General features: G+C 61.8%; 31 protein-coding genes and 1 pseudogene. All 32 read right to left on the bottom strand.

The window, feature by feature from the left end:
• Nucleotides 1–18: 18 nt before the first annotated feature.
• Entirely contained in the window at nt 19–2,004 is a 1,986-nt protein-coding gene (gene dsbD / locus FB600_RS27355; protein ID WP_098154629.1) for a protein-disulfide reductase DsbD, read from the bottom strand.
• Entirely contained in the window at nt 1,997–2,323 is a 327-nt protein-coding gene (cutA, locus tag FB600_RS27350) for a divalent-cation tolerance protein CutA (protein ID WP_096750676.1), read from the bottom strand. The genes dsbD and cutA overlap by 8 nt, the downstream gene beginning before the upstream one ends.
• A gap of 180 nt (nt 2,324–2,503) precedes the next feature.
• The gene (gene rplQ / locus FB600_RS27345; protein WP_013696385.1) at nt 2,504–2,896 is read right to left on the bottom strand and encodes a 50S ribosomal protein L17; all 393 of its coding nucleotides are present in this window, start codon (nt 2,894–2,896) and stop codon (nt 2,504–2,506) included.
• 143 nt (nt 2,897–3,039) lie between these two features.
• On the bottom strand, nt 3,040–4,017 hold the full coding sequence (locus FB600_RS27340) for a DNA-directed RNA polymerase subunit alpha (RefSeq protein ID WP_013696384.1): 978 nt from the start codon (nt 4,015–4,017) through the stop codon (nt 3,040–3,042).
• A gap of 121 nt (nt 4,018–4,138) precedes the next feature.
• Entirely contained in the window at nt 4,139–4,762 is a 624-nt protein-coding gene (gene rpsD / locus FB600_RS27335; protein WP_017919723.1) for a 30S ribosomal protein S4, read from the bottom strand.
• 143 nt (nt 4,763–4,905) lie between these two features.
• Nucleotides 4,906–5,307 carry a 30S ribosomal protein S11 gene (rpsK, locus tag FB600_RS27330; protein ID WP_012734376.1) on the bottom strand — a complete coding sequence of 134 codons (402 nt, stop codon included), beginning with the start codon at nt 5,305–5,307 and terminating at the stop codon, nt 4,906–4,908.
• 23 nt (nt 5,308–5,330) lie between these two features.
• Complete coding sequence (gene rpsM, locus FB600_RS27325) at nt 5,331–5,696, bottom strand: 30S ribosomal protein S13 (protein WP_013696382.1); 366 nt, start codon at nt 5,694–5,696, stop codon at nt 5,331–5,333.
• Between the two features lie 38 nt (nt 5,697–5,734).
• Nucleotides 5,735–5,851 carry a 50S ribosomal protein L36 gene (gene rpmJ / locus FB600_RS27320; protein WP_004199844.1) on the bottom strand — a complete coding sequence of 39 codons (117 nt, stop codon included), beginning with the start codon at nt 5,849–5,851 and terminating at the stop codon, nt 5,735–5,737.
• Between the two features lie 20 nt (nt 5,852–5,871).
• Complete coding sequence (gene infA / locus FB600_RS27315) at nt 5,872–6,090, bottom strand: translation initiation factor IF-1 (RefSeq protein ID WP_012734373.1); 219 nt, start codon at nt 6,088–6,090, stop codon at nt 5,872–5,874.
• A 7-nt stretch (nt 6,091–6,097) separates the two neighbouring features.
• A complete protein-coding gene (gene secY / locus FB600_RS27310; RefSeq protein WP_025099466.1) occupies nt 6,098–7,444 on the bottom strand; it encodes a preprotein translocase subunit SecY in 1,347 nt (448 codons plus the stop codon).
• 43 nt (nt 7,445–7,487) lie between these two features.
• Entirely contained in the window at nt 7,488–7,922 is a 435-nt protein-coding gene (gene rplO, locus FB600_RS27305; protein ID WP_013696380.1) for a 50S ribosomal protein L15, read from the bottom strand.
• A gap of 27 nt (nt 7,923–7,949) precedes the next feature.
• Nucleotides 7,950–8,132, bottom strand: coding sequence for a 50S ribosomal protein L30 (gene rpmD / locus FB600_RS27300; RefSeq protein WP_007730608.1), 183 nt, complete (start codon nt 8,130–8,132; stop codon nt 7,950–7,952).
• Nucleotides 8,133–8,147: 15 nt separating this feature from the next.
• Nucleotides 8,148–8,666, bottom strand: a complete 519-nt coding sequence (gene rpsE, locus FB600_RS27295) for a 30S ribosomal protein S5 (protein ID WP_013696378.1) — start codon at nt 8,664–8,666, stop codon at nt 8,148–8,150.
• A gap of 14 nt (nt 8,667–8,680) precedes the next feature.
• Nucleotides 8,681–9,046 carry a 50S ribosomal protein L18 gene (rplR, locus tag FB600_RS27290; protein ID WP_012734368.1) on the bottom strand — a complete coding sequence of 122 codons (366 nt, stop codon included), beginning with the start codon at nt 9,044–9,046 and terminating at the stop codon, nt 8,681–8,683.
• 12 nt (nt 9,047–9,058) lie between these two features.
• Nucleotides 9,059–9,589, bottom strand: a complete 531-nt coding sequence (gene rplF, locus FB600_RS27285; RefSeq protein WP_013696377.1) for a 50S ribosomal protein L6 — start codon at nt 9,587–9,589, stop codon at nt 9,059–9,061.
• 16 nt (nt 9,590–9,605) lie between these two features.
• Nucleotides 9,606–10,001, bottom strand: coding sequence for a 30S ribosomal protein S8 (gene rpsH / locus FB600_RS27280; RefSeq protein ID WP_013696376.1), 396 nt, complete (start codon nt 9,999–10,001; stop codon nt 9,606–9,608).
• A gap of 14 nt (nt 10,002–10,015) precedes the next feature.
• The gene (rpsN, locus tag FB600_RS27275) at nt 10,016–10,321 is read right to left on the bottom strand and encodes a 30S ribosomal protein S14 (RefSeq protein ID WP_013696375.1); all 306 of its coding nucleotides are present in this window, start codon (nt 10,319–10,321) and stop codon (nt 10,016–10,018) included.
• A gap of 7 nt (nt 10,322–10,328) precedes the next feature.
• Nucleotides 10,329–10,868: a 50S ribosomal protein L5 gene (gene rplE, locus FB600_RS27270; RefSeq protein WP_013696374.1), complete on the bottom strand. Its 540-nt coding sequence runs from the start codon at nt 10,866–10,868 to the stop codon at nt 10,329–10,331.
• A 14-nt stretch (nt 10,869–10,882) separates the two neighbouring features.
• Nucleotides 10,883–11,188 (bottom strand): 50S ribosomal protein L24, encoded by a 306-nt coding sequence (gene rplX / locus FB600_RS27265; RefSeq protein ID WP_013696373.1) that lies wholly within the window; start codon nt 11,186–11,188, stop codon nt 10,883–10,885.
• A 9-nt stretch (nt 11,189–11,197) separates the two neighbouring features.
• Nucleotides 11,198–11,566 carry a 50S ribosomal protein L14 gene (rplN, locus tag FB600_RS27260; RefSeq protein WP_013696372.1) on the bottom strand — a complete coding sequence of 123 codons (369 nt, stop codon included), beginning with the start codon at nt 11,564–11,566 and terminating at the stop codon, nt 11,198–11,200.
• A gap of 303 nt (nt 11,567–11,869) precedes the next feature.
• A complete protein-coding gene (gene rpsQ / locus FB600_RS27255; RefSeq protein WP_012734362.1) occupies nt 11,870–12,142 on the bottom strand; it encodes a 30S ribosomal protein S17 in 273 nt (90 codons plus the stop codon).
• Nucleotides 12,139–12,333 (bottom strand): 50S ribosomal protein L29, encoded by a 195-nt coding sequence (gene rpmC, locus FB600_RS27250; RefSeq protein WP_004199856.1) that lies wholly within the window; start codon nt 12,331–12,333, stop codon nt 12,139–12,141. Before rpmC ends, rpsQ begins: the two co-directional genes overlap by 4 nt.
• Nucleotides 12,334–12,342: 9 nt before the next feature.
• Nucleotides 12,343–12,759, bottom strand: a complete 417-nt coding sequence (gene rplP / locus FB600_RS27245; RefSeq protein ID WP_013696371.1) for a 50S ribosomal protein L16 — start codon at nt 12,757–12,759, stop codon at nt 12,343–12,345.
• A gap of 2 nt (nt 12,760–12,761) precedes the next feature.
• Entirely contained in the window at nt 12,762–13,562 is an 801-nt protein-coding gene (gene rpsC, locus FB600_RS27240; RefSeq protein WP_012734360.1) for a 30S ribosomal protein S3, read from the bottom strand.
• Nucleotides 13,563–13,573: 11 nt separating this feature from the next.
• Entirely contained in the window at nt 13,574–13,903 is a 330-nt protein-coding gene (rplV, locus tag FB600_RS27235) for a 50S ribosomal protein L22 (protein WP_004199272.1), read from the bottom strand.
• 12 nt (nt 13,904–13,915) lie between these two features.
• Complete coding sequence (rpsS, locus tag FB600_RS27230) at nt 13,916–14,191, bottom strand: 30S ribosomal protein S19 (protein ID WP_004199273.1); 276 nt, start codon at nt 14,189–14,191, stop codon at nt 13,916–13,918.
• 10 nt (nt 14,192–14,201) lie between these two features.
• The gene (gene rplB / locus FB600_RS27225) at nt 14,202–15,029 is read right to left on the bottom strand and encodes a 50S ribosomal protein L2 (RefSeq protein ID WP_013696370.1); all 828 of its coding nucleotides are present in this window, start codon (nt 15,027–15,029) and stop codon (nt 14,202–14,204) included.
• 2 nt (nt 15,030–15,031) lie between these two features.
• Complete coding sequence (gene rplW / locus FB600_RS27220) at nt 15,032–15,346, bottom strand: 50S ribosomal protein L23 (RefSeq protein ID WP_012734358.1); 315 nt, start codon at nt 15,344–15,346, stop codon at nt 15,032–15,034.
• Complete coding sequence (gene rplD / locus FB600_RS27215; protein ID WP_013696369.1) at nt 15,343–15,963, bottom strand: 50S ribosomal protein L4; 621 nt, start codon at nt 15,961–15,963, stop codon at nt 15,343–15,345. The genes rplW and rplD overlap by 4 nt, the downstream gene beginning before the upstream one ends.
• Entirely contained in the window at nt 15,963–16,613 is a 651-nt protein-coding gene (gene rplC, locus FB600_RS27210) for a 50S ribosomal protein L3 (RefSeq protein WP_013696368.1), read from the bottom strand. Before rplC ends, rplD begins: the two co-directional genes overlap by 1 nt.
• Nucleotides 16,614–16,799: 186 nt before the next feature.
• Nucleotides 16,800–17,111, bottom strand: a complete 312-nt coding sequence (gene rpsJ / locus FB600_RS27205) for a 30S ribosomal protein S10 (protein ID WP_012734355.1) — start codon at nt 17,109–17,111, stop codon at nt 16,800–16,802.
• Between the two features lie 148 nt (nt 17,112–17,259).
• A pseudogene (locus tag FB600_RS27200) lies at nt 17,260–17,354 on the bottom strand (elongation factor Tu); the annotation flags it as partial.

Raw genomic sequence — 17,354 nt, 5'->3', positions numbered from 1 at the left:
CCCGCCGTGGCAGGCAGCTCAGGCCGAGGGCGCCGCGGCCGGTGCCCCGGCGCGATCGAGGCTGCGCAGGAAACGGTCGGCTGCCTGGTAGCCCACTACCCGGCCCAGTTCGCGACCGTCCGCGCCGAACACGATGATGCCCGGCGGCCCGAACAGGCCGAAACGCTTGAGCAGCGCCTGGTCGTCGGCGTTGTTGGCGGTCACGTCGGCACGCACCAGGTGCAACTGGCCGAGACGCGCCTGCACGCGCGGGTCGGTGAAGGTCAGGTGCTCCATCTCCTTGCAGGACACGCACCAATCGGCATAGAAGTCGAGCATCACGGGCCGGCCGGCGGTCTTGATCACCTGATCCAGCTCGGTACTGGAACGCACCGGCGCGAAGGCCGGGCCTTCGGGGGCACCGGCGCTGGCCGTGGCGCTGCCGGCCGGGCCCGCCGCCGCGCCGCGCCCGGCGAAGACCGACAAGGGACGCAGCGGATCGGTCGAGCCGGCCGCGAGGCCCACCAGCAGCACGGCGGCCCAGATCGCGAAGGCCGCGCCAACGCCGCGTCCGAGCCGGCGCCAGATCGAGATGCCGCCCGCTGTCGGCGTGAACAGGCCGGTGGCCGCCGCGGCGATCAGCAGCCAGAGCGCGGCCAGGCCGATCTGCCAGGACGCGCCGAGCACCGGCCAGACGATCCACAAGGCGGCCGCCAGCAGCACCACGCCGAAGAACACCTTGACGCCATCCATCCAGGCGCCCGCGCGCGGCAGCAGGGTGCCCGCACCCAGGCCGATGATCAGCAACGGCACGCCCAGGCCGATCCCCATCGTGAACAGCGCGGCGCCGCCGAGCAGCGCGTTGCCGGTGTGCGCGATGAAGGCCAGCACGGCGAACAGCGGCGCCGTCATGCAGGCACCGACCACCAGCGCCGACAACGCGCCCATGGTGGCCACCGCCAGGAAGCGACCGCCCGAGCGCCGGCTCGATGCCTGCGCGGCGCCGTCCTGCCAGCGCTGCGGCAGCGAGATGTCGATACCGCCGATCAGGGTCAGCGCGAACACCGTCAACAGCAAACCGAAGGCGCCCAGCATCCACGGGTTCTGCAGCCAGGCGCCGAGGCTCTGGCCGACCAGCGCGGCGGCGATGCCGAGCACCGTGTAGACCAGGGCCATGCCCACCACATAGGTCAGCGACAGCAGGAAGCTGCGTGCGCGCGTCGCCTGGGTGCCCTCGCCGATGATGATCGCCGACAGGATCGGGATCATCGGGTAGGAGCAGGGCAGCAGGCTCAACACCATGCCGGCCACGAAGAACAGCGCGACGATGGTCAGGAAGCCGTGGCCTTCGAGCAGCGATTGCGCGTAGTCGGCGCTGGTCACGCGGTCGTACCAGCTGCCGTCGGCGGACGGGGCCGGAGCGGGTGCGGCGGTGGTGGCCGGAGCCGGCGAGGACGAATCTGCGCCGGTCACGGGCGAAGGCGGCGTGGGCAAGGCTGGCGCGACCGATTGCGATTGCGCCGCCGGGACCGGCGACGCCGCGCTCGACGTGGCGGCAGCCTTCAGAGCCGCGCCGTCGACATGCACGACGTGCTCGGCCGGCGGATAGCAGATCCCGCCGTCGGCGCAGCCCTGGGAGGTAACCGACAGGTCGAACGGCCCGCTCGCCTTGGCGACCGGCACGTGGATCGTCACCTCGCCGCGGTAGGTTTCGACGTTCTTTGCGAAAGTTTCGTCGTACTTCACGTGGCCGGCGGGCGATTGCGCCTCGCCGAGCGTCGCGTTGCCGCTCTTCACCGCAAAGGCGAAGCGCTCACGATACATGTAGTAGCCGTCGGCGATCTTGAAGTGGACGTCGACCTGTCCCGGCGCCTCGCTCGAGCTGAAGCGGAATGCGACCGACGGATCAAGGAAATCGTCGTCGGCCCGCGCGGCCGACGAGATCCCGAACAGCGAGGCGAACAGCACCAGGCAGGCGAGCAGCAGACGCAGGCCGGCGGCCGCGGAGAATTGGCGATCAGACATGGAACAGGCGTTTGGTTTCGGCCGCCACCCAGGCGCCATAGGCATCGGAGGCGGTGGCCTGCCACGAGACGATTTCGGGCGTCTCGTAGGGATGATGGGACGCGATGAAGCGCTCGAGTTCAAGCGAGCGCTGCGCGCTCGTCTTGAACAGCAGTTGGATCTCCTCCGCGGATTCGACCTTGCCCTGCCAGTGGTAGTTCGAGCGGATCGTGCCGAGCTCCGACACGCATGCCGCGAGCCGGCCGCCCAGCGCACCGTCGGCGAGCAGGCGAGCCGTGGCCGCATCGGGCACGGTCGTCATCATCAGAACGATCACCATCGACATCTCCTGCTGGGGCTCGCCGAAACGTCATATCGTAGCGCAGCTGATTCATTCGCGCGTGAGACGGCCGGAGTTTCGGACTGGGCCGATGCGGCTCCCGCATCATGTGGACGCGAGCGATCCGGAAAACAAAAAAGCCAGGCATCAGCCTGGCTTTTTCGCGACATCTAATGAAGCTTATTCCGCTTCCTGGACGTTCTCTTCCGAGACTTCCGGGCGGTCGAGCAGTTCGACCAGCGCCATCGGTGCATTGTCGCCAACGCGGAAGCCGAACTTCAGGATACGCAGGTAGCCGCCCGGACGGTTCGCGAAGCGCGGACCGAGCACGTCGAACAGCTTCGTGACCGAGTCACGATCGCGCAGGCGGTTGAACGCCAGGCGACGGTTGGCCAGCGACGGCTTCTTGCCCAGGGTGATGAGGGGCTCGACGACCTTGCGCAGTTCCTTCGCCTTCGGCAGCGTCGTCTTGATGACTTCGTGCTCGATCAGCGAGTTGGACATGTTACGGAGCATTGCCAGACGGTGGCTGCTCGTGCGGTTCAGTTTCCGCAGACCATGACGGTGACGCATTTTCAGTTTCCTTGATTCAAAGTTTTGATCCAGCTCTTCTATCGCGCCTTGAGGCGCACGGGCCGGTAGAAAAAAGACAAGACGCGGATTTTAAAGGAAAATCCGCGTCCTGACCAGATGACGACGCTGTCGATGCCGTGCGATTACTTGTCGAGGCCAGCCGGCGGCCAGTTCTCGAGCTTCATGCCCAGCGTGAGACCGCGCGAAGCGAGCACTTCCTTGATCTCGTTGAGCGACTTGCGACCGAGGTTCGGCGTCTTCAGCAGCTCGTTTTCCGTGCGCTGGATCAGGTCGCCGATGTAGTAGATGTTCTCGGCCTTCAGGCAGTTCGCCGAACGAACCGTCAGCTCGAGATCATCGACCGGACGCAGCAGGATCGGATCGATCTGCGGTGCGCGCGACGGGGCTTCGGCGGCCGTTTCCGTGCCTTCCAGCGCCGCGAACACGGACAGCTGGTCGACCAGGATGCGGGCCGACTGGCGAATCGCCTCTTCCGGGGTGATCACGCCGCTCGTCTCGATGTTCATGACGAGCTTGTCCAGGTCGGTACGCTGCTCGACACGGGCGCTCTCGACGGCGTAGCTCACGCGGCGAACCGGCGAGAACGACGCGTCCAGCACGATGCGGCCGATGATCTTGGCCGATTCCTCGCCATAGCGACGCACGTTGCCCGGCACATAGCCGCGGCCCTTCTCGATCTTGATCTGGACGTCGAGCTTGCCGCCCTTCGTCAGGTGGGCGATCACGTGATCCGGGTTGATCACCTCGCAGTCATGCGCGAGTTCGATGTCGCCGGCCGTCACGATGCCTTCGCCTTCCTTGCGCAGCGTCACCGTGACTTCGTCGCGGTTGTGCAGCTTGAACACCACGCCCTTCAGGTTCAGCAGCAGGTTGACGACGTCCTCTTGCACACCATCAAGCGTCGAATACTCGTGCACCACGCCGGCGATCGTCACTTCGGTCGGCGCGTAGCCGATCATCGACGACAGCAGGACACGACGGAGCGCATTGCCCAAGGTGTGACCGTAGCCGCGTTCGAACGGCTCCATGACCACTTTCGCATGGTTCTCGCCCAGCGATTCCACGGCGATGATCTTGGGTTTCAACAAACTGGTTTGCATAGGTTTTCCTTTTCAATACCCTCGGCTCGTTACACCGATAAGGCTGACCGGTAACACCTGAAAATGAAGAGCCGAGGCCCTGCCGGCTCTCGCAAGCAGGGTACCTCGGCTATCAATCGGATTAACGCGAATACAATTCGACGATCAGGCTTTCGTTGATGTCGCCTGCGATTTCGGCGCGCTCCGGCACTTGCTTGAAGGTGCCTTCGAACTTCTTCGCATCGACCGCCACCCAGCTCGGCATGCCGCCTTGCTCAGCCAGCGACAGCGCTTCGACGATACGCGCCTGCTTCTTCGACTTTTCGCGGATCGCGATGACGTCGCCCGCCTTGACTTGCAGCGACGGGATGTTCGAGACGATGCCGTTCACCGTGATGGCCTTGTGGCCCACGAGCTGACGCGCTTCGGCGCGGGTCGAACCGAAACCCATGCGGTAGACGACGTTGTCCAGGCGCGACTCGAGCAGTTGCAGCAGGGTTTCACCCGTGTTGCCCTTGCGGCGGTCGGCTTCCGCGAAGTAGCGGCGGAACTGGCGCTCCAGCACGCCGTAGATGCGCTTGACCTTCTGCTTTTCACGCAGCTGCGTACCGTAGTCGGACGTGCGCGCACCGGAGATGCGGCCGTGCTGACCCGGCTTGCTGTCGAGCTTGCACTTGTCGGCGAGCGAGCGACGCGCGCTCTTCAGGAACAGGTCGGTGCCTTCACGGCGGGACAGCTTGGCCTTGGGGCCGGTATAACGTGCCACTTTGCGTTTCCTCTATCTATCGTCACGCGGTCGCAAAAACCGCGCTAGTTCGTGCCCTTTGGACCGAACGGTGGACTTAGTCAATCAATGGACTACGTTGCCCGAAGCCGCCCTGCGGCGACGACAGGCTGCGCCTGGCATCCTTAGATGCGGCGGCGCTTCGGCGGACGGCAGCCGTTGTGCGGGATCGGGGTCACGTCGGAAATCGCCGTGATCTTGATGCCGAGGCCGTGCAGTGCGCGCACTGCCGACTCACGACCCGGGCCCGGGCCCTTGATGCGAACTTCGAGGTTCTTCACGCCGTATTCCATCGCGACACGGCCAGCCGACTCGGCTGCGACCTGTGCTGCGAACGGGGTCGACTTGCGCGAACCCTTGAAGCCCTGGCCGCCCGACGTCGCCCACGCCAGAGCGTTGCCCTGACGATCGGTGATCGTGATGATCGTGTTGTTGAACGATGCGTGAACGTGAACCACGCCTTCCGCAACGTTCTTCTTAACCTTCTTGCGAACGCGTTGAGCCGCGTTATTGGAAGCCTTAGCCATGACGTTTTCCTGTAACTGTCAGCTTATTTCTTCAGCGCTTGAGCGGCGCGGCGCGGACCCTTGCGGGTACGTGCATTCGTACGCGTACGCTGGCCACGCATCGGCAGACCCTTGCGATGGCGGACGCCGCGGTAGCAGCCGAGGTCCATCAGGCGCTTGATGTTCATCGTCACTTCACGGCGCAGATCGCCTTCGACGACAAACTTGCCCACTTCTTCACGCAGCTTTTCGAGGTCTGCGTCGTTCAGGTCCTTGACCTTCTTCGAGAATTCGACGCCTGCTGCGACGCAGATGCTGCGAGCGCGCGTGCGGCCAACACCGAAAATCGCCGTCAGGCCGATCTCGGTATGCTGGTGATTCGGGATGTTAACCCCTGCGATACGAGCCATTGTTTTTCCTCAAACGAAAAGCGCAAATAAACGCGCGATCAGCCTTGACGCTGTTTATGGCGCGGGTCCGAGCTGCAGATCACGCGAACCACACCCTTGCGCTTGATGATCTTGCAATTGCGGCAAATGCGCTTAACCGATGCCATCACTTTCATGATATTACCCTTTTTACAAATCACTTCGCCCGGAACACGATCCGCGCACGCGACAGATCGTAAGGCGTCAATTCAACCGTCACCTTGTCGCCCGGCAAGATACGGATGTAGTGCATCCGCATCTTGCCCGAGATATGCCCCAACACGACATGGCCGTTTTCCAGCTTCACGCGGAAGGTAGCATTCGGAAGGTTTTCGACCACTTCTCCCTGCATCTGGATTACATCGTCTTTGGCCATAGTCCTTTCAACGCATTGGGATGTTGCTGCCCTTGAAATTGGCTTTCTTGAGCAGCGATTCATACTGTTGCGACATAACGTACGACTGCACCTGCGCCATGAAGTCCATCGTGACGACGACAATGATCAGCAGCGACGTCCCACCAAAATAAAACGGCACATTCCAGCGCAGCACCAGGAATTCCGGCAGCAGACACACGAAGACGATGTAGATCGCACCGGCCAGCGTCAGACGCGTGAGGATGCGGTCGATGTATCGCGCGGTCTGGTCGCCCGGACGGATGCCCGGCACGAATGCACCGCTCTTCTTCAGGTTGTCCGCCGTTTCCCTGCTGTTGAACACCAGTGCGGTGTAGAAGAAGCAGAAAAACACGATCGCCAGCGTGTACAGCAGCACGTACACCGGCTGACCCGGCTTCAGCGCTTCCGCCACGTTGTGCAGCGTGTCGGACAGCCAGCTCTTGCGCTCACCCGAGCTGAACCAGCTCAGGATGGTTGCCGGGAACAGGATGATCGACGACGCGAAGATCGGCGGAATCACGCCCGACATGTTCAACTTCAGCGGCAGGTGTGACGACTGCCCACCGTAAATCTTGTTGCCGACCTGGCGCTTCGCGTAGTTCACGAGGATCTTGCGCTGACCGCGTTCGATGAACACGACCAGGTAGGTCACCGCTGCAATCAGGACGACGATGATGATCGCCGAAATGATGCTCATCGAACCCGTACGCACCAGCTCGAACAGACCACCCACGGCATTCGGGAACCCTGCTGCGATCCCGCCGAAGATGATGATCGAAATACCGTTGCCCAGACCGCGCTCGGTGATCTGCTCGCCGAGCCACATCAGGAACATCGTGCCCGTCACCAGGGTAACGACCGTCGTGAGACGGAACAGCATGCCCGGATCGATCACGAGGCCAGGCTGATTTTCCAGCGCAGCCGCGATGCCGAAGGCCTGGAAAGTGGCCAGCACGACCGTGAAGACACGCGTGTACTGCGTGATCTTCCGCTGCCCTGCCTGCCCTTCCTTCTTCAGCGCCTCGAGCTGCGGCGAGACAATCGCCAGCAACTGCATGATGATCGACGCGGAGATGTACGGCATGATCCCCAGCGCGAAGATCGTGAAGCGGGACAACGCACCACCCGAGAACATGTTGAACATGCCGAGGATGCCGCCTGCCTGGCTCTGGAACAGCTTCGCCAGTTGATCCGGATCGATGCCCGGAACCGGAATGTGCGCGCCGATGCGATAGACGATCAGCGCCAGCAGCAGGAACATCGCCCGCCGACGCAGATCGCCAAACTTCGCCGTGCTTCGACCGGGTTTTGCGAGACTCGGGCTGTTGGCCAAGTATCTTCTCCGATGCAGATGCTAGTAACGCGCGCGAGCTGCGTTACTCGGCGAACGAACCGCCAGCCGCTTCGATCGCTGCGCGTGCCGACTTCGTCGCGCCGAGACCCTTCACGGTGATCTTGCGCTTCAGCTCGCCCGTAGCGATGATCTTCGCGCTCTTCGTCAGCTCGCCGACCAGGCCGGCTTGCTTCAGTGCGAGCAGATCGATCTCGTCGACCGGCAGCTTCTCGAGGTCGCCCAGACGCACTTCACCGACGAATTCCTTCGTCAGCGACGTGAAGCCGCGCTTCGGCAGACGACGTTGCAGCGGCATCTGACCGCCTTCGAAGCCAACCTTGTGGAAGCCGCCCGAACGCGACTTCTGACCCTTGTGACCACGGCCGGCCGTCTTACCGAGGCCGGAACCGATGCCGCGGCCGACGCGACGCTTAGCGTGCTTCGCGCCTTCCGCCGGCTTCAGGTTATTCAATTCCATATCAACTCCTTGATCCGTAGTCGGCGCTTAGCCGATGACCTTAACAAGGTACGAGACCTTGTTGATCATGCCGCGCACGGCCGGCGTATCCTGCAGCTCGCTGACCGAGTTGAGTCGACGCAGACCCAGACCGCGCACGGTGGCGCGGTGCGATTCGCGGGTCCCAATCAGGCTCTTGACGAGCTGAACCTTGACAGTTTTATCAGACATGGTGACCACCTGGGCTTAGCCCAAAATTTCTTCGACCGACTTGCCGCGCTTGGCAGCAATGTCAGCCGGCGTCGATTGCTTGCGCAGGCCGTCGAGCGTCGCACGAACCAGGTTGTACGGGTTCGTCGAGCCGTGGCTCTTCGCGACGACGTTCTGCACGCCCATCACGTCGAACACCGCGCGCATCGGGCCGCCGGCGATCACGCCGGTACCACCCTTCGCCGGAGCGAGGAGGACCGTCGACGCGCCATGCTTGCCGTGCACTTCATGTTGCAGCGTGCCGTTCTTCAGCGGCACCTTGAACATGTTGCGGCGAGCCTGCTCCATTGCCTTCTGGACGGCGACCGGCACTTCCTTCGCCTTGCCCTTGCCCATACCGACGCGGCCATCACCGTCGCCAACCACGGTCAGCGCGGCGAAACCGAGAATCCGGCCACCCTTCACGACCTTGGTCACGCGATTGACCGAAATCATTTTTTCGCGAAGGCCGTCGTCGCGCTCGTCAGCCTGAACTTTCGCTTGCATCTTTGCCATGACGAATTCTTCCCTTAGAACTTGAGCCCAGCTTCGCGAGCTGCATCAGCCAGCGCCTTGACGCGGCCATGGTAGCGGAAGCCCGAGCGGTCGAAGGCGACGGATTCGATGCCGGCGGCCTTGGCCTTCTCGGCGATACGCTTGCCGATCAGCGTTGCGGCATTGACGTTGCCGCCCTTGCCCGACTGGTCAGCCAGCTGCGCACGCACTTCGGCTTCCAGCGTCGACGCACTGGCCACCACCTTGGTGCCGCACGGCGAGAACACTTGCGCGTAGATGTGCGAGTTCGTGCGATGCACGGCGAGACGCGCGACCTGCAGCTCAGCGATCTTGATACGCGTCTGGCGAGCGCGGCGCAGGCGAGATTGAGTCTTATCCATGATTGCGCACCCTTACTTCTTCTTCGTTTCTTTGAGGATCACAACCTCGTCGGAATAGCGCACGCCCTTGCCCTTGTAGGGCTCCGGCGGACGGTAACCGCGGACTTCCGCAGCCACTTGACCGACTTGTTGCTTGTTGATCCCCTTGATCACGATTTCGGTTTGCGTCGGGGTTTCAGCCTTGATGCCTTCCGGCATCTGGTGCACCACCGGGTGCGAGAAACCCAGCGACAGGTTCAGCTTGTCGCCTTGCGCCTGCGCACGATAACCGACGCCAACCAGCGTCAGCTTGCGCTCGAAACCCTTGGTCACGCCGTGCACCATGTTCGCGATGATCGCGCGCATCGTGCCCGACAGTGCATTCGCTTCGCGGCTTTCGTCGACCGGCGCCAGGTTCAGCGTGCCGTCCTGGTTCACCACCGTCACAAGCGGATTGACCACTTGCGAGATCGTGCCCAGCGGACCCTTCACGGTGATGGAGCCGTTTGCCAGCGTCACCTCGGCGCCTTGCAGCGCGATCGGGCTCTTACCTACTCGAGACATGTTTCTTTCTCCTCGGTTAAGCGACGTAGCAGATGACTTCGCCGCCGACGCCCGTAGCGCGCGCCTTGCGGTCGGTCATCACGCCCTTCGGCGTCGACACGATTGCCACACCCAGGCCATTCATGACCTGAGGGATGTCATTGCGACCGCGGTACACGCGCAGGCCGGGCTTCGACACGCGCTCGAGGCGTTCGATGACCGGACGGCCGGCGTAGTACTTCAGTGCAATGTTCAGTTCTGCCTTCGCGCCTTCGGTCTTGACTGCAAAATCGTCGATGTAGCCTTCGTCCTTCAGGACTTGGGCGATCGCGATCTTGACCTTCGACGAGGGCATTGCCACCGAAACCTTCTCGACCATCTGCGCGTTGCGGATGCGAGTCAGCATATCGGCGATAGGATCACTCATGCTCATTTACGTTTCTCCTATTACCAGCTCGCCTTGGTCAGGCCAGGAATCTCGCCGCGGAAAGCGATTTCACGAATCTTGTTACGCGCGAGGCCGAATTTACGGAACGTGCCACGCGGACGGCCCGTGATCGCGCAGCGGTTACGCTTGCGGGTCGGGTTGGCGTTGCGGGGCAGTTGTTGCAGTTCGAGACGGGCGGCGTAGCGCTCTTCGTCCGACTTGCTCTCGTCGTCGATGATCGCCTTCAGTGCCGCACGCTTCGGTGCGTACTTCTCTGCCAGGCGAGCACGCTTCTTTTCACGTTCGATCAGTGCCAGTTTAGCCACGGTAACCTCAGTTTCTGAACGGGAACTTGAAGCTGGCGAGCAGTGCCTTCGCTTCGTCGTCGGTCTTCGCGGTGGTCGTGATGCTGATGTTCAGCCCACGCAGCGCGTCGATCTTGTCGTAATCGATTTCGGGGAAAATGATCTGCTCTTTCACACCGATGTTGTAGTTGCCACGGCCGTCGAACGCGCGACCCGACACGCCGCGGAAATCGCGCACGCGGGGCAGGGCGACCGTCACGAAACGATCGAGGAATTCATACATCGCGCGGCCGCGCAGCGTCACCATCGCGCCGATCGGATAGCCCTGGCGGATCTTGAAGCCGGCGATTGCCTTGCGGGCCTTCGTCACGACAGGCTTCTGACCTGCGATCTTCGTCAGATCGCCAACGGCGTTCTCGATGATCTTCTTGTCAGCGACGGCTTCGCCAAGGCCCATGTTCAGGGTGATCTTGGTGATGCGCGGCACTTCCATGATCGACTTGTAGCCGAACTTCTCGACCAGGCCGGGAACTACCGTTTCTTTGTAAAACTCTTGAAAACGTGCCATTTTTCTACTCCGCGTCAGGCCAGCACGGCGCCGGTCGTCTTCAGGAAGCGAACCTTCTTGCCTTCCTCGACCTTGATGCCGACACGCGAGGCCTTGCCGTTCGCGTCGACCAGTGCGACGTTCGAAATATGCAGCGGCATCGTCTTCGCTTCCACGCCACCCGTCGTACCCTTCATCGGGTTCGGCTTCACATGCTTCTTGACGAGGTTGATACCTTCGACGGTCACATGTTCGGCGCCGACGGCCAGCACGACGCCGCGCTTGCCCTTGTCCTTGCCGGTGACGACGATGACTTCGTCACCCTTGCGAATCTTGTTCATCGCGACTCCTTACAGCACTTCCGGCGCCAGCGAAACGATCTTCATGAATCGTTCGCTACGCAGCTCACGCGTGACCGGCCCGAAAATACGGGTGCCGATCGGCTCGAGCTTGTTGTTCAAAAGCACAGCGGCGTTGCCGTCGAACTTGATCAGCGAACCGTCCTGACGACGCACGCCCTTGGCGGTACGAACCACCACGGCATTGTAGATTTCGCCTTTCTTCACGCGCCCGCGCGGCGTTGCTTCCTTGACGGTCACCTTGATGATGTCGCCAATGCTGGCATAACGACGCTTCGAGCCGCCGAGCACCTTGATGCACATGACTTCACGTGCACCCGTGTTGTCGGCCACTTCAAGCCGAGATTCGGTCTGGATCATGGTTTATCTTTCCCAACTTAATCCGGATGCGCCACCATGGCACATACGGTCAGTCTTGGTCCCGTCAGCCAACTGCGGCTGCTTGGGTTTGAACAGCAGCGATGGCAAACGAAACCCGCCATCGCAAATCGGTGAATCATCGAGCCGACAGAACGCCAGCCCGCTTCCCCCACCGTGACTTCGCCCGCGACGGGGCTCCCATAAAGAGGGAAGACCGGGATTATAACAAATAATCCCGGCCACGCAAGCAAAAACTTTGCGATTTCAAGCACTTCTACTGCTTGTGGCCTTTCGGCCTCCCGCTTAGATGACGCGGGCTGCTTCGATCAGGCGCGACACCGTCCAGGCCTTGGTCTTCGAGAGAGGACGCGTTTCCTGGATTTCGACGAGGTCACCCTCGTTGTAGGTGTTCGCTTCGTCGTGTGCGTGGTACTTCTTCGAGCGCACGACGTACTTGCCGTAGATCGGATGCTTGACGCGGTTCTCGATCAGCACCGTGACGGTCTTGTCCATCTTGTTGCTGACCACACGACCGACCAGCGTCCGCTTGAGCGAGGTTTTCACGCTATCGTTCATTTCTGGTTCGCCTTCTGAGTCAGGACGGTCCGCACACGAGCGATATCGCGACGAACCTTCTTCAGCTGGCTCGTGTTCGTGAGCTGCTGGGTCGCGAGTTGCATGCGCAGGCCGAATTGCGCCTTCAACAGGTCCGACAGCTCCTTGTTGAGCGCGGCCTGATCTTTCTGGAGAAGTTCGGAAGCCTTCATGTTTTCTCCTTAGGCGCCGAGCTGACGAACGATGAATGCCGTCTTGAGCGGCAGCTTGGCAGCTGCCAGACGGAACGCTTCGCGTGCCAGTTCTTCGGTTACGCCATCCATTTCGTACAGCATCTTGCCCGGCTGAATCTCGGCGACGTAGTACTCAGGGTTACCCTTACCGTTACCCATCCGCACTTCGGCCGGCTTCTGCGAAATCGGCTTGTCCGGGAAGATACGGATCCAGATCCGGCCGCCACGCTTGATGTGACGCGTCATGGCACGACGCGCCGCTTCGATCTGGCGTGCGGTCAGACGGCCGCGACCGATAGCCTTCAGGCCGAATTCACCGAACGACACGGCGTTGCCGCGCGTCGCAATACCGGTGTTACGACCCTTCTGCTCCTTACGATACTTTCTGCGTTTCGGTTGCAGCATCGTTATTCTCCAGTCTTGCCGTCTTCCGGCTTGCCTGCAGCGCGACGCGGCGCGCCACGACGGGCACCCGGACCACCGCCTTCACCGTCACGGCGCGGACGACGATCGCCAGGACGCGCATTGCGGCGCGGGCGCTTGTCTTCCGTCACTTCCTCGACCACCGGCGCATCGTTGCGGCCCAGCGTGTCGCCCTTGTACACCCACACCTTGACGCCGATGATGCCGTACGTCGTCTTGGCTTCCGACGTTGCGTAATCGATGTCGGCACGCAGCGTGTGCAGGGGCACGCGACCTTCGCGATACCACTCGGTACGAGCGATTTCGATGCCGTTCAGACGACCGGCGCTCATGATCTTGATGCCCTGGGCACCCAGACGCATGGCGTTCTGCATCGCACGCTTCATCGCGCGGCGGAACATGATCCGGCGCTCGAGCTGTTGCGTGATCGAATCGGCGATCAGCTGAGCATCGGTTTCCGGCTTGCGGATCTCTTCGATGTTGACGTGAACCGGCACGCCCATGCGGCGTTGCAGTTCCGTCTTCAGCAGTTCGATGTCCTCACCCTTCTTGCCGATGACGACGCCCGGACGCGAGCTGTAAATCGTGATCCGTGCGTTCTTCGCCGGGCGCTCGATGACGACGCGACCGACCGAAGCGTTCTTCAGCTTCTTCTTCAGATACTCACGGACGCCGATGTCTTCCTGCAGCATCGCCGCGAAATTGTTGTTGTTCGCGTACCAACGCGAAGCCCAATTGCGGCTGACGGCCAAACGGAAGCCAGTCGGATGAATTTTCTGTCCCATCGTGTGACCCCTTAATTCCCGACCGTCACAGTGATGTGACAGGATTGCTTCTCAATGCGGTTGCCGCGGCCCTTAGCGCGCGCGGTGAAGCGCTTGAGCGAGGCAGCCTTGTCGACGTAGATGCTCTTGATCTTGAGCTCGTCGATGTCGGCGCCTTCGTTGTGCTCCGCATTCGCGATAGCCGACAACACCACCTTCTTCACGATGCCGGCGGCCTTCTTCGGCGAGAACGTCAGGACGTTCAGCGCCTTGTCGACCGGCAAACCGCGGATCTGGTCAGCCACCAGGCGCGTCTTCTGCGCCGAGATGCGGGCACCGCGATGAATTGCTTTCACTTCCATCTTGATTGCCCCTTATTTCTTGGCCTTCTTGTCGGCCGCGTGACCCTTGAACGTCCGGGTCAGTGCGAACTCGCCAAGCTTGTGGCCGACCATGTTTTCCGAGATGTACACCGGAACGTGTTGACGGCCGTTGTGGACGGCGATCGTCAGACCGATGAAGTCCGGGAGGATCGTCGAACGACGCGACCAGGTCTTGATCGGCTTCTTGTCGCGCGAAGCTGCAGCCGCCTCAACTTTCTTCAGCAAATGGGCGTCGCAGAACGGACCTTTTTTAACAGAACGTGCCATTGCCTACTCCTTAACGCTTGTGACGGCGCTGGACGATCATCGTCGTCGTGCGCTTGTTGCGACGCGTACGGAAGCCCTTCGCCGGCGTGCCCCACGGGCTCACCGGATCGCGGCCTGCCGCGGTCTTGCCTTCACCACCACCGTGCGGGTGATCGATCGGGTTCATCGCGACGCCACGAACCGTCGGGCGGATACCGCGCCAGCGGTTGGCACCGGCCTTGCCGATCTGGCGCAGGCTGTGCTCTTCGTTGCCGACTTCACCGATCGTCGCGCGGCACTCGATGTGCACGCGGCGGATTTCGCCCGAACGCAGACGAACCTGCGCGTAGACGCCTTCGCGCGCCAGCAGCATGGCCGAGGTACCGGCCGAACGCGCGATCTGCGCGCCCTTGCCCGGCAGCATCTCGATGCAGTGGATCGTCGTACCGACCGGAATGTTGCGGATCGGCAGGGCATTGCCCGCGCGGATCGGCGCTTCCGAACCGGACAGCAGTTGCTGGCCGACCGTCACGCCCTTGGGCGCGATGATGTAGCGACGCTCGCCGTCTGCGTACAGAACCAGCGCGATGTTCGCGCTACGGTTCGGGTCGTACTCGAGACGCTCGACCTTTGCCGGGATGCCGTCCTTGTTGCGACGGAAATCGACCACACGGTAGTGTTGCTTGTGACCACCGCCCTTGTGGCGCGTGGTGATGCGGCCGTTGTTGTTACGGCCGGCGGTCGTGCTCTGCGTGTCGAGCAGCGGTGCGAACGGCTTGCCCTTGTGCAGATCCTTGTTGACCACCTTGACCATCGCGCGGCGACCCGGCGAAGTCGGCTTAACTTTAACGATTGCCATGATTACTTGGCCTCCGCTTCAAAGTTGATTTCCTGGCCGGGCTTCAGGCAGACGTACGCCTTCTTCACGTCCTTGCGACGGCCCATCGAGCGGCCGAAACGCTTTTGCTTGCCCTTCTGGACCAGCACGTTGACGGAATCAACTTCCACCTTGAACAGCAGCTCGACAGCGGCCTTCACTTCCTGCTTCGTGGCATCCGGTGCGACTTCGAACACGACTTGCTCGTTCTTGTCGGCAACCAGGGTCGCCTTCTCGGAGACCACCGGCGCGAGCAGGACCTGCATCAAACGATGATCGTTCTTGCGAATCTCGCTCATGACAGCAACTCCTCGATCTGGGCGACCGCAGCCTTCGTGACCAGGATCTTCTTGAAGTAGATCAGCGACAGCGGGTCGGCGTAACGCGGCTCGACAACCGCCACATTCGGCAGGTTGCGCGACGCGAGGTACAGGTTCTCATCGACCGTATCGGTGATGACGAGCACGGATTCGAGGCCCATGGCCTTGAACTTCTCGGCCAGCAGCTTGGTCTTCGGTGCTTCGAGCGTCAGTTGCTCGACGACCGACAGACGGCCTTCGCGGGCCAACTGCGAGAAGATGGAGCGCAGACCTGCGCGGTGCATCTTCTTGTTGACCTTGTGCGAGAAGTTTTCTTCCGGCGAATTCGGGAAGATACGGCCACCGCCGCGCCACAGCGGGCTCGACGACATACCGGCACGAGCGCGGCCCGTACCCTTCTGGCGCCACGGCTTCTTGGTCGTGTGCTTGACTTGTTCGCGATCCTTCTGCGCGCGGTTACCCTGGCGAGCGTTCGCCTGGTAAGCCACGACGACCTGGTGGATCAGCGCTTCGTTGTAGTCACGGCCGAACACGACGTCCGACGCGTTGACCGACGCACCTTCCTGACCATTTTCATTCAGGAGCTTGAGTTCCATTATTTCGCCCCCTTGGTCTTGACGGCCGGCGTCACGAAGACCTTGCCGCCCTTCGCGCCCGGAATTGCGCCCTTCACGAGCAGCAGCTTGCGCTCTGCGTCGATACGCGCGATTTCGAGGTTCTGAACCGTAACCGTCACGTCACCCATGTGACCGGTCATGCGCTTGCCCGGGAACACACGACCCGGATCCTGCGCCATACCGATCGAGCCCGGCACGTTGTGCGAGCGCGAGTTACCGTGCGTTGCGCGGCCCGAGCTGAAGTTGTAACGCTTGATCGTACCGGCATAGCCCTTACCGATCGACACGCCTTGCACGTCGACCTTCTGGCCTACTTCGAAGAGATCGGGACCGACGATGGCACCATTCGACAGCTCGGCTGCCTTGGCCGCATCGATGCGGAATTCCTTGAGAACTTCACCGGCTTCAACGCCGGCTTTGGCGAGATGACCTGCCAACGGCTTCGTCACGCGCGATGCGCGACGGGAGCCAAATGCAACCTGCACGGCCGTGTAGCCGTCGGTTTCAACAGTCTTGATCTGCGTCACGCGGTTGTCCGACACGTCCAGCACGGTGACGGGAATCGAATCCCCTTCAGCCGTGAAAATACGGGTCATGCCAACCTTGCGACCTACGAGTCCAAGGCTCATCGTTTTCTCCATTCCCGACTGCGATTGGTCGGGGCTAATTTACAAAACGGCGCGCTTGCTGCAAGAGCAGGCGCGTCGGTTTTTACGCAAATACGCGAAAAGCCTTGCATTATAGCGAGGCTTTACGTTTTCCGCAAGCAATCAAAGACTTAGCGTTTCCAGCCGGGGCCGGATCCGCCGCGAGCCTTACTGCAGCTTGATTTCGACGTCCACGCCAGCCGGCAGGTCGAGCTTCATCAGCGCGTCGACCGTCTTGTCGGTCGGATCGACGATGTCCATCAGGCGCTGGTGGGTGCGGATTTCGAGCTGGTCACGCGAGGTCTTGTTGACGTGCGGCGAACGCAGGATGTCGAAGCGCTGGATGCGGGTCGGCAGCGGCACCGGGCCACGGACGATTGCACCCGTCCGCTTCGCCGTGTCGACGATCTCGGCAGCCGACTGGTCGATCAGGCGATAGTCGAAAGCCTTCAGGCGAATGCGGATTTTTTGCTTTTGCATGACGATTCCTTGAAAAGAGCGAGGCGATGTTGCATCGCCGGATCAGTAAAAGAACGTAGGAGCGGGCGCCCGGGGAGACCAGGCGCCCGCTCCCGGGCGCTGAACCGCAGATGATACACCAGCTGCGGCCCGGCAGCGATACTCGAGTTTAGTCGAGGATCTTGGCGACGACGCCGGCGCCGACGGTACGGCCGCCTTCGCGGATCGCGAAGCGCAGACCTTCTTCCATCGCGATCGGAGCGA

The sequence above is a fragment of the Burkholderia sp. SJZ089 genome, from assembly GCF_007828315.1.
GTDB lineage: Bacteria > Pseudomonadota > Gammaproteobacteria > Burkholderiales > Burkholderiaceae > Burkholderia > Burkholderia gladioli.
The sequence above is the reverse complement of the archived record's forward strand: the minus strand, read 5'-3'. Positions and strand labels throughout refer to the sequence as shown.

Excerpts from the sequence above, each read along its gene's own strand:
- rplF (WP_013696377.1), bottom strand. The coding sequence starts at position 9,589 with ATGTCTCGAGTAGGTAAGAGCCCGATCGCGCTGCAAGGCGCCGAGGTG.
- rplO (WP_013696380.1), bottom strand. The coding sequence starts at position 7,922 with ATGGAATTGAATAACCTGAAGCCGGCGGAAGGCGCGAAGCACGCTAAG.
- FB600_RS27340 (WP_013696384.1), bottom strand. The coding sequence starts at position 4,017 with ATGCAAACCAGTTTGTTGAAACCCAAGATCATCGCCGTGGAATCGCTG.
- rpsQ (WP_012734362.1), bottom strand. The coding sequence starts at position 12,142 with ATGAACGATAGCGTGAAAACCTCGCTCAAGCGGACGCTGGTCGGTCGT.
- rplR (WP_012734368.1), bottom strand. The coding sequence starts at position 9,046 with ATGGATAAGACTCAATCTCGCCTGCGCCGCGCTCGCCAGACGCGTATC.
- rpsK (WP_012734376.1), bottom strand. The coding sequence starts at position 5,307 with ATGGCTAAGGCTTCCAATAACGCGGCTCAACGCGTTCGCAAGAAGGTT.
- rpsH (WP_013696376.1), bottom strand. The coding sequence starts at position 10,001 with ATGAGCATGAGTGATCCTATCGCCGATATGCTGACTCGCATCCGCAAC.
- rpsS (WP_004199273.1), bottom strand. The coding sequence starts at position 14,191 with ATGGCACGTTCTGTTAAAAAAGGTCCGTTCTGCGACGCCCATTTGCTG.
- rplN (WP_013696372.1), bottom strand. The coding sequence starts at position 11,566 with ATGATCCAGACCGAATCTCGGCTTGAAGTGGCCGACAACACGGGTGCA.
- rplQ (WP_013696385.1), bottom strand. The coding sequence starts at position 2,896 with ATGCGTCACCGTCATGGTCTGCGGAAACTGAACCGCACGAGCAGCCAC.
- infA (WP_012734373.1), bottom strand. The coding sequence starts at position 6,090 with ATGGCCAAAGACGATGTAATCCAGATGCAGGGAGAAGTGGTCGAAAAC.
- rpsE (WP_013696378.1), bottom strand. The coding sequence starts at position 8,666 with ATGGCAAAGATGCAAGCGAAAGTTCAGGCTGACGAGCGCGACGACGGC.
- rplD (WP_013696369.1), bottom strand. The coding sequence starts at position 15,963 with ATGGAACTCAAGCTCCTGAATGAAAATGGTCAGGAAGGTGCGTCGGTC.
- rpmJ (WP_004199844.1), bottom strand. The coding sequence starts at position 5,851 with ATGAAAGTGATGGCATCGGTTAAGCGCATTTGCCGCAATTGCAAGATC.
- rplB (WP_013696370.1), bottom strand. The coding sequence starts at position 15,029 with ATGGCAATCGTTAAAGTTAAGCCGACTTCGCCGGGTCGCCGCGCGATG.
- rpmC (WP_004199856.1), bottom strand. The coding sequence starts at position 12,333 with ATGAAGGCTTCCGAACTTCTCCAGAAAGATCAGGCCGCGCTCAACAAG.
- rpsM (WP_013696382.1), bottom strand. The coding sequence starts at position 5,696 with ATGGCTCGTATCGCAGGGGTTAACATCCCGAATCACCAGCATACCGAG.
- rplC (WP_013696368.1), bottom strand. The coding sequence starts at position 16,613 with ATGAGCCTTGGACTCGTAGGTCGCAAGGTTGGCATGACCCGTATTTTC.
- rpmD (WP_007730608.1), bottom strand. The coding sequence starts at position 8,132 with ATGTCTGATAAAACTGTCAAGGTTCAGCTCGTCAAGAGCCTGATTGGG.
- rplE (WP_013696374.1), bottom strand. The coding sequence starts at position 10,868 with ATGGCACGTTTTCAAGAGTTTTACAAAGAAACGGTAGTTCCCGGCCTG.
- rplP (WP_013696371.1), bottom strand. The coding sequence starts at position 12,759 with ATGCTGCAACCGAAACGCAGAAAGTATCGTAAGGAGCAGAAGGGTCGT.
- rplW (WP_012734358.1), bottom strand. The coding sequence starts at position 15,346 with ATGAGCGAGATTCGCAAGAACGATCATCGTTTGATGCAGGTCCTGCTC.
- dsbD (WP_098154629.1), bottom strand. The coding sequence starts at position 2,004 with ATGTCTGATCGCCAATTCTCCGCGGCCGCCGGCCTGCGTCTGCTGCTC.
- rplV (WP_004199272.1), bottom strand. The coding sequence starts at position 13,903 with ATGGAAGTGAAAGCAATTCATCGCGGTGCCCGCATCTCGGCGCAGAAG.
- rpsC (WP_012734360.1), bottom strand. The coding sequence starts at position 13,562 with ATGGGACAGAAAATTCATCCGACTGGCTTCCGTTTGGCCGTCAGCCGC.
- cutA (WP_096750676.1), bottom strand. The coding sequence starts at position 2,323 with ATGGTGATCGTTCTGATGATGACGACCGTGCCCGATGCGGCCACGGCT.
- rplX (WP_013696373.1), bottom strand. The coding sequence starts at position 11,188 with ATGAACAAGATTCGCAAGGGTGACGAAGTCATCGTCGTCACCGGCAAG.
- rpsJ (WP_012734355.1), bottom strand. The coding sequence starts at position 17,111 with ATGCAAAAGCAAAAAATCCGCATTCGCCTGAAGGCTTTCGACTATCGC.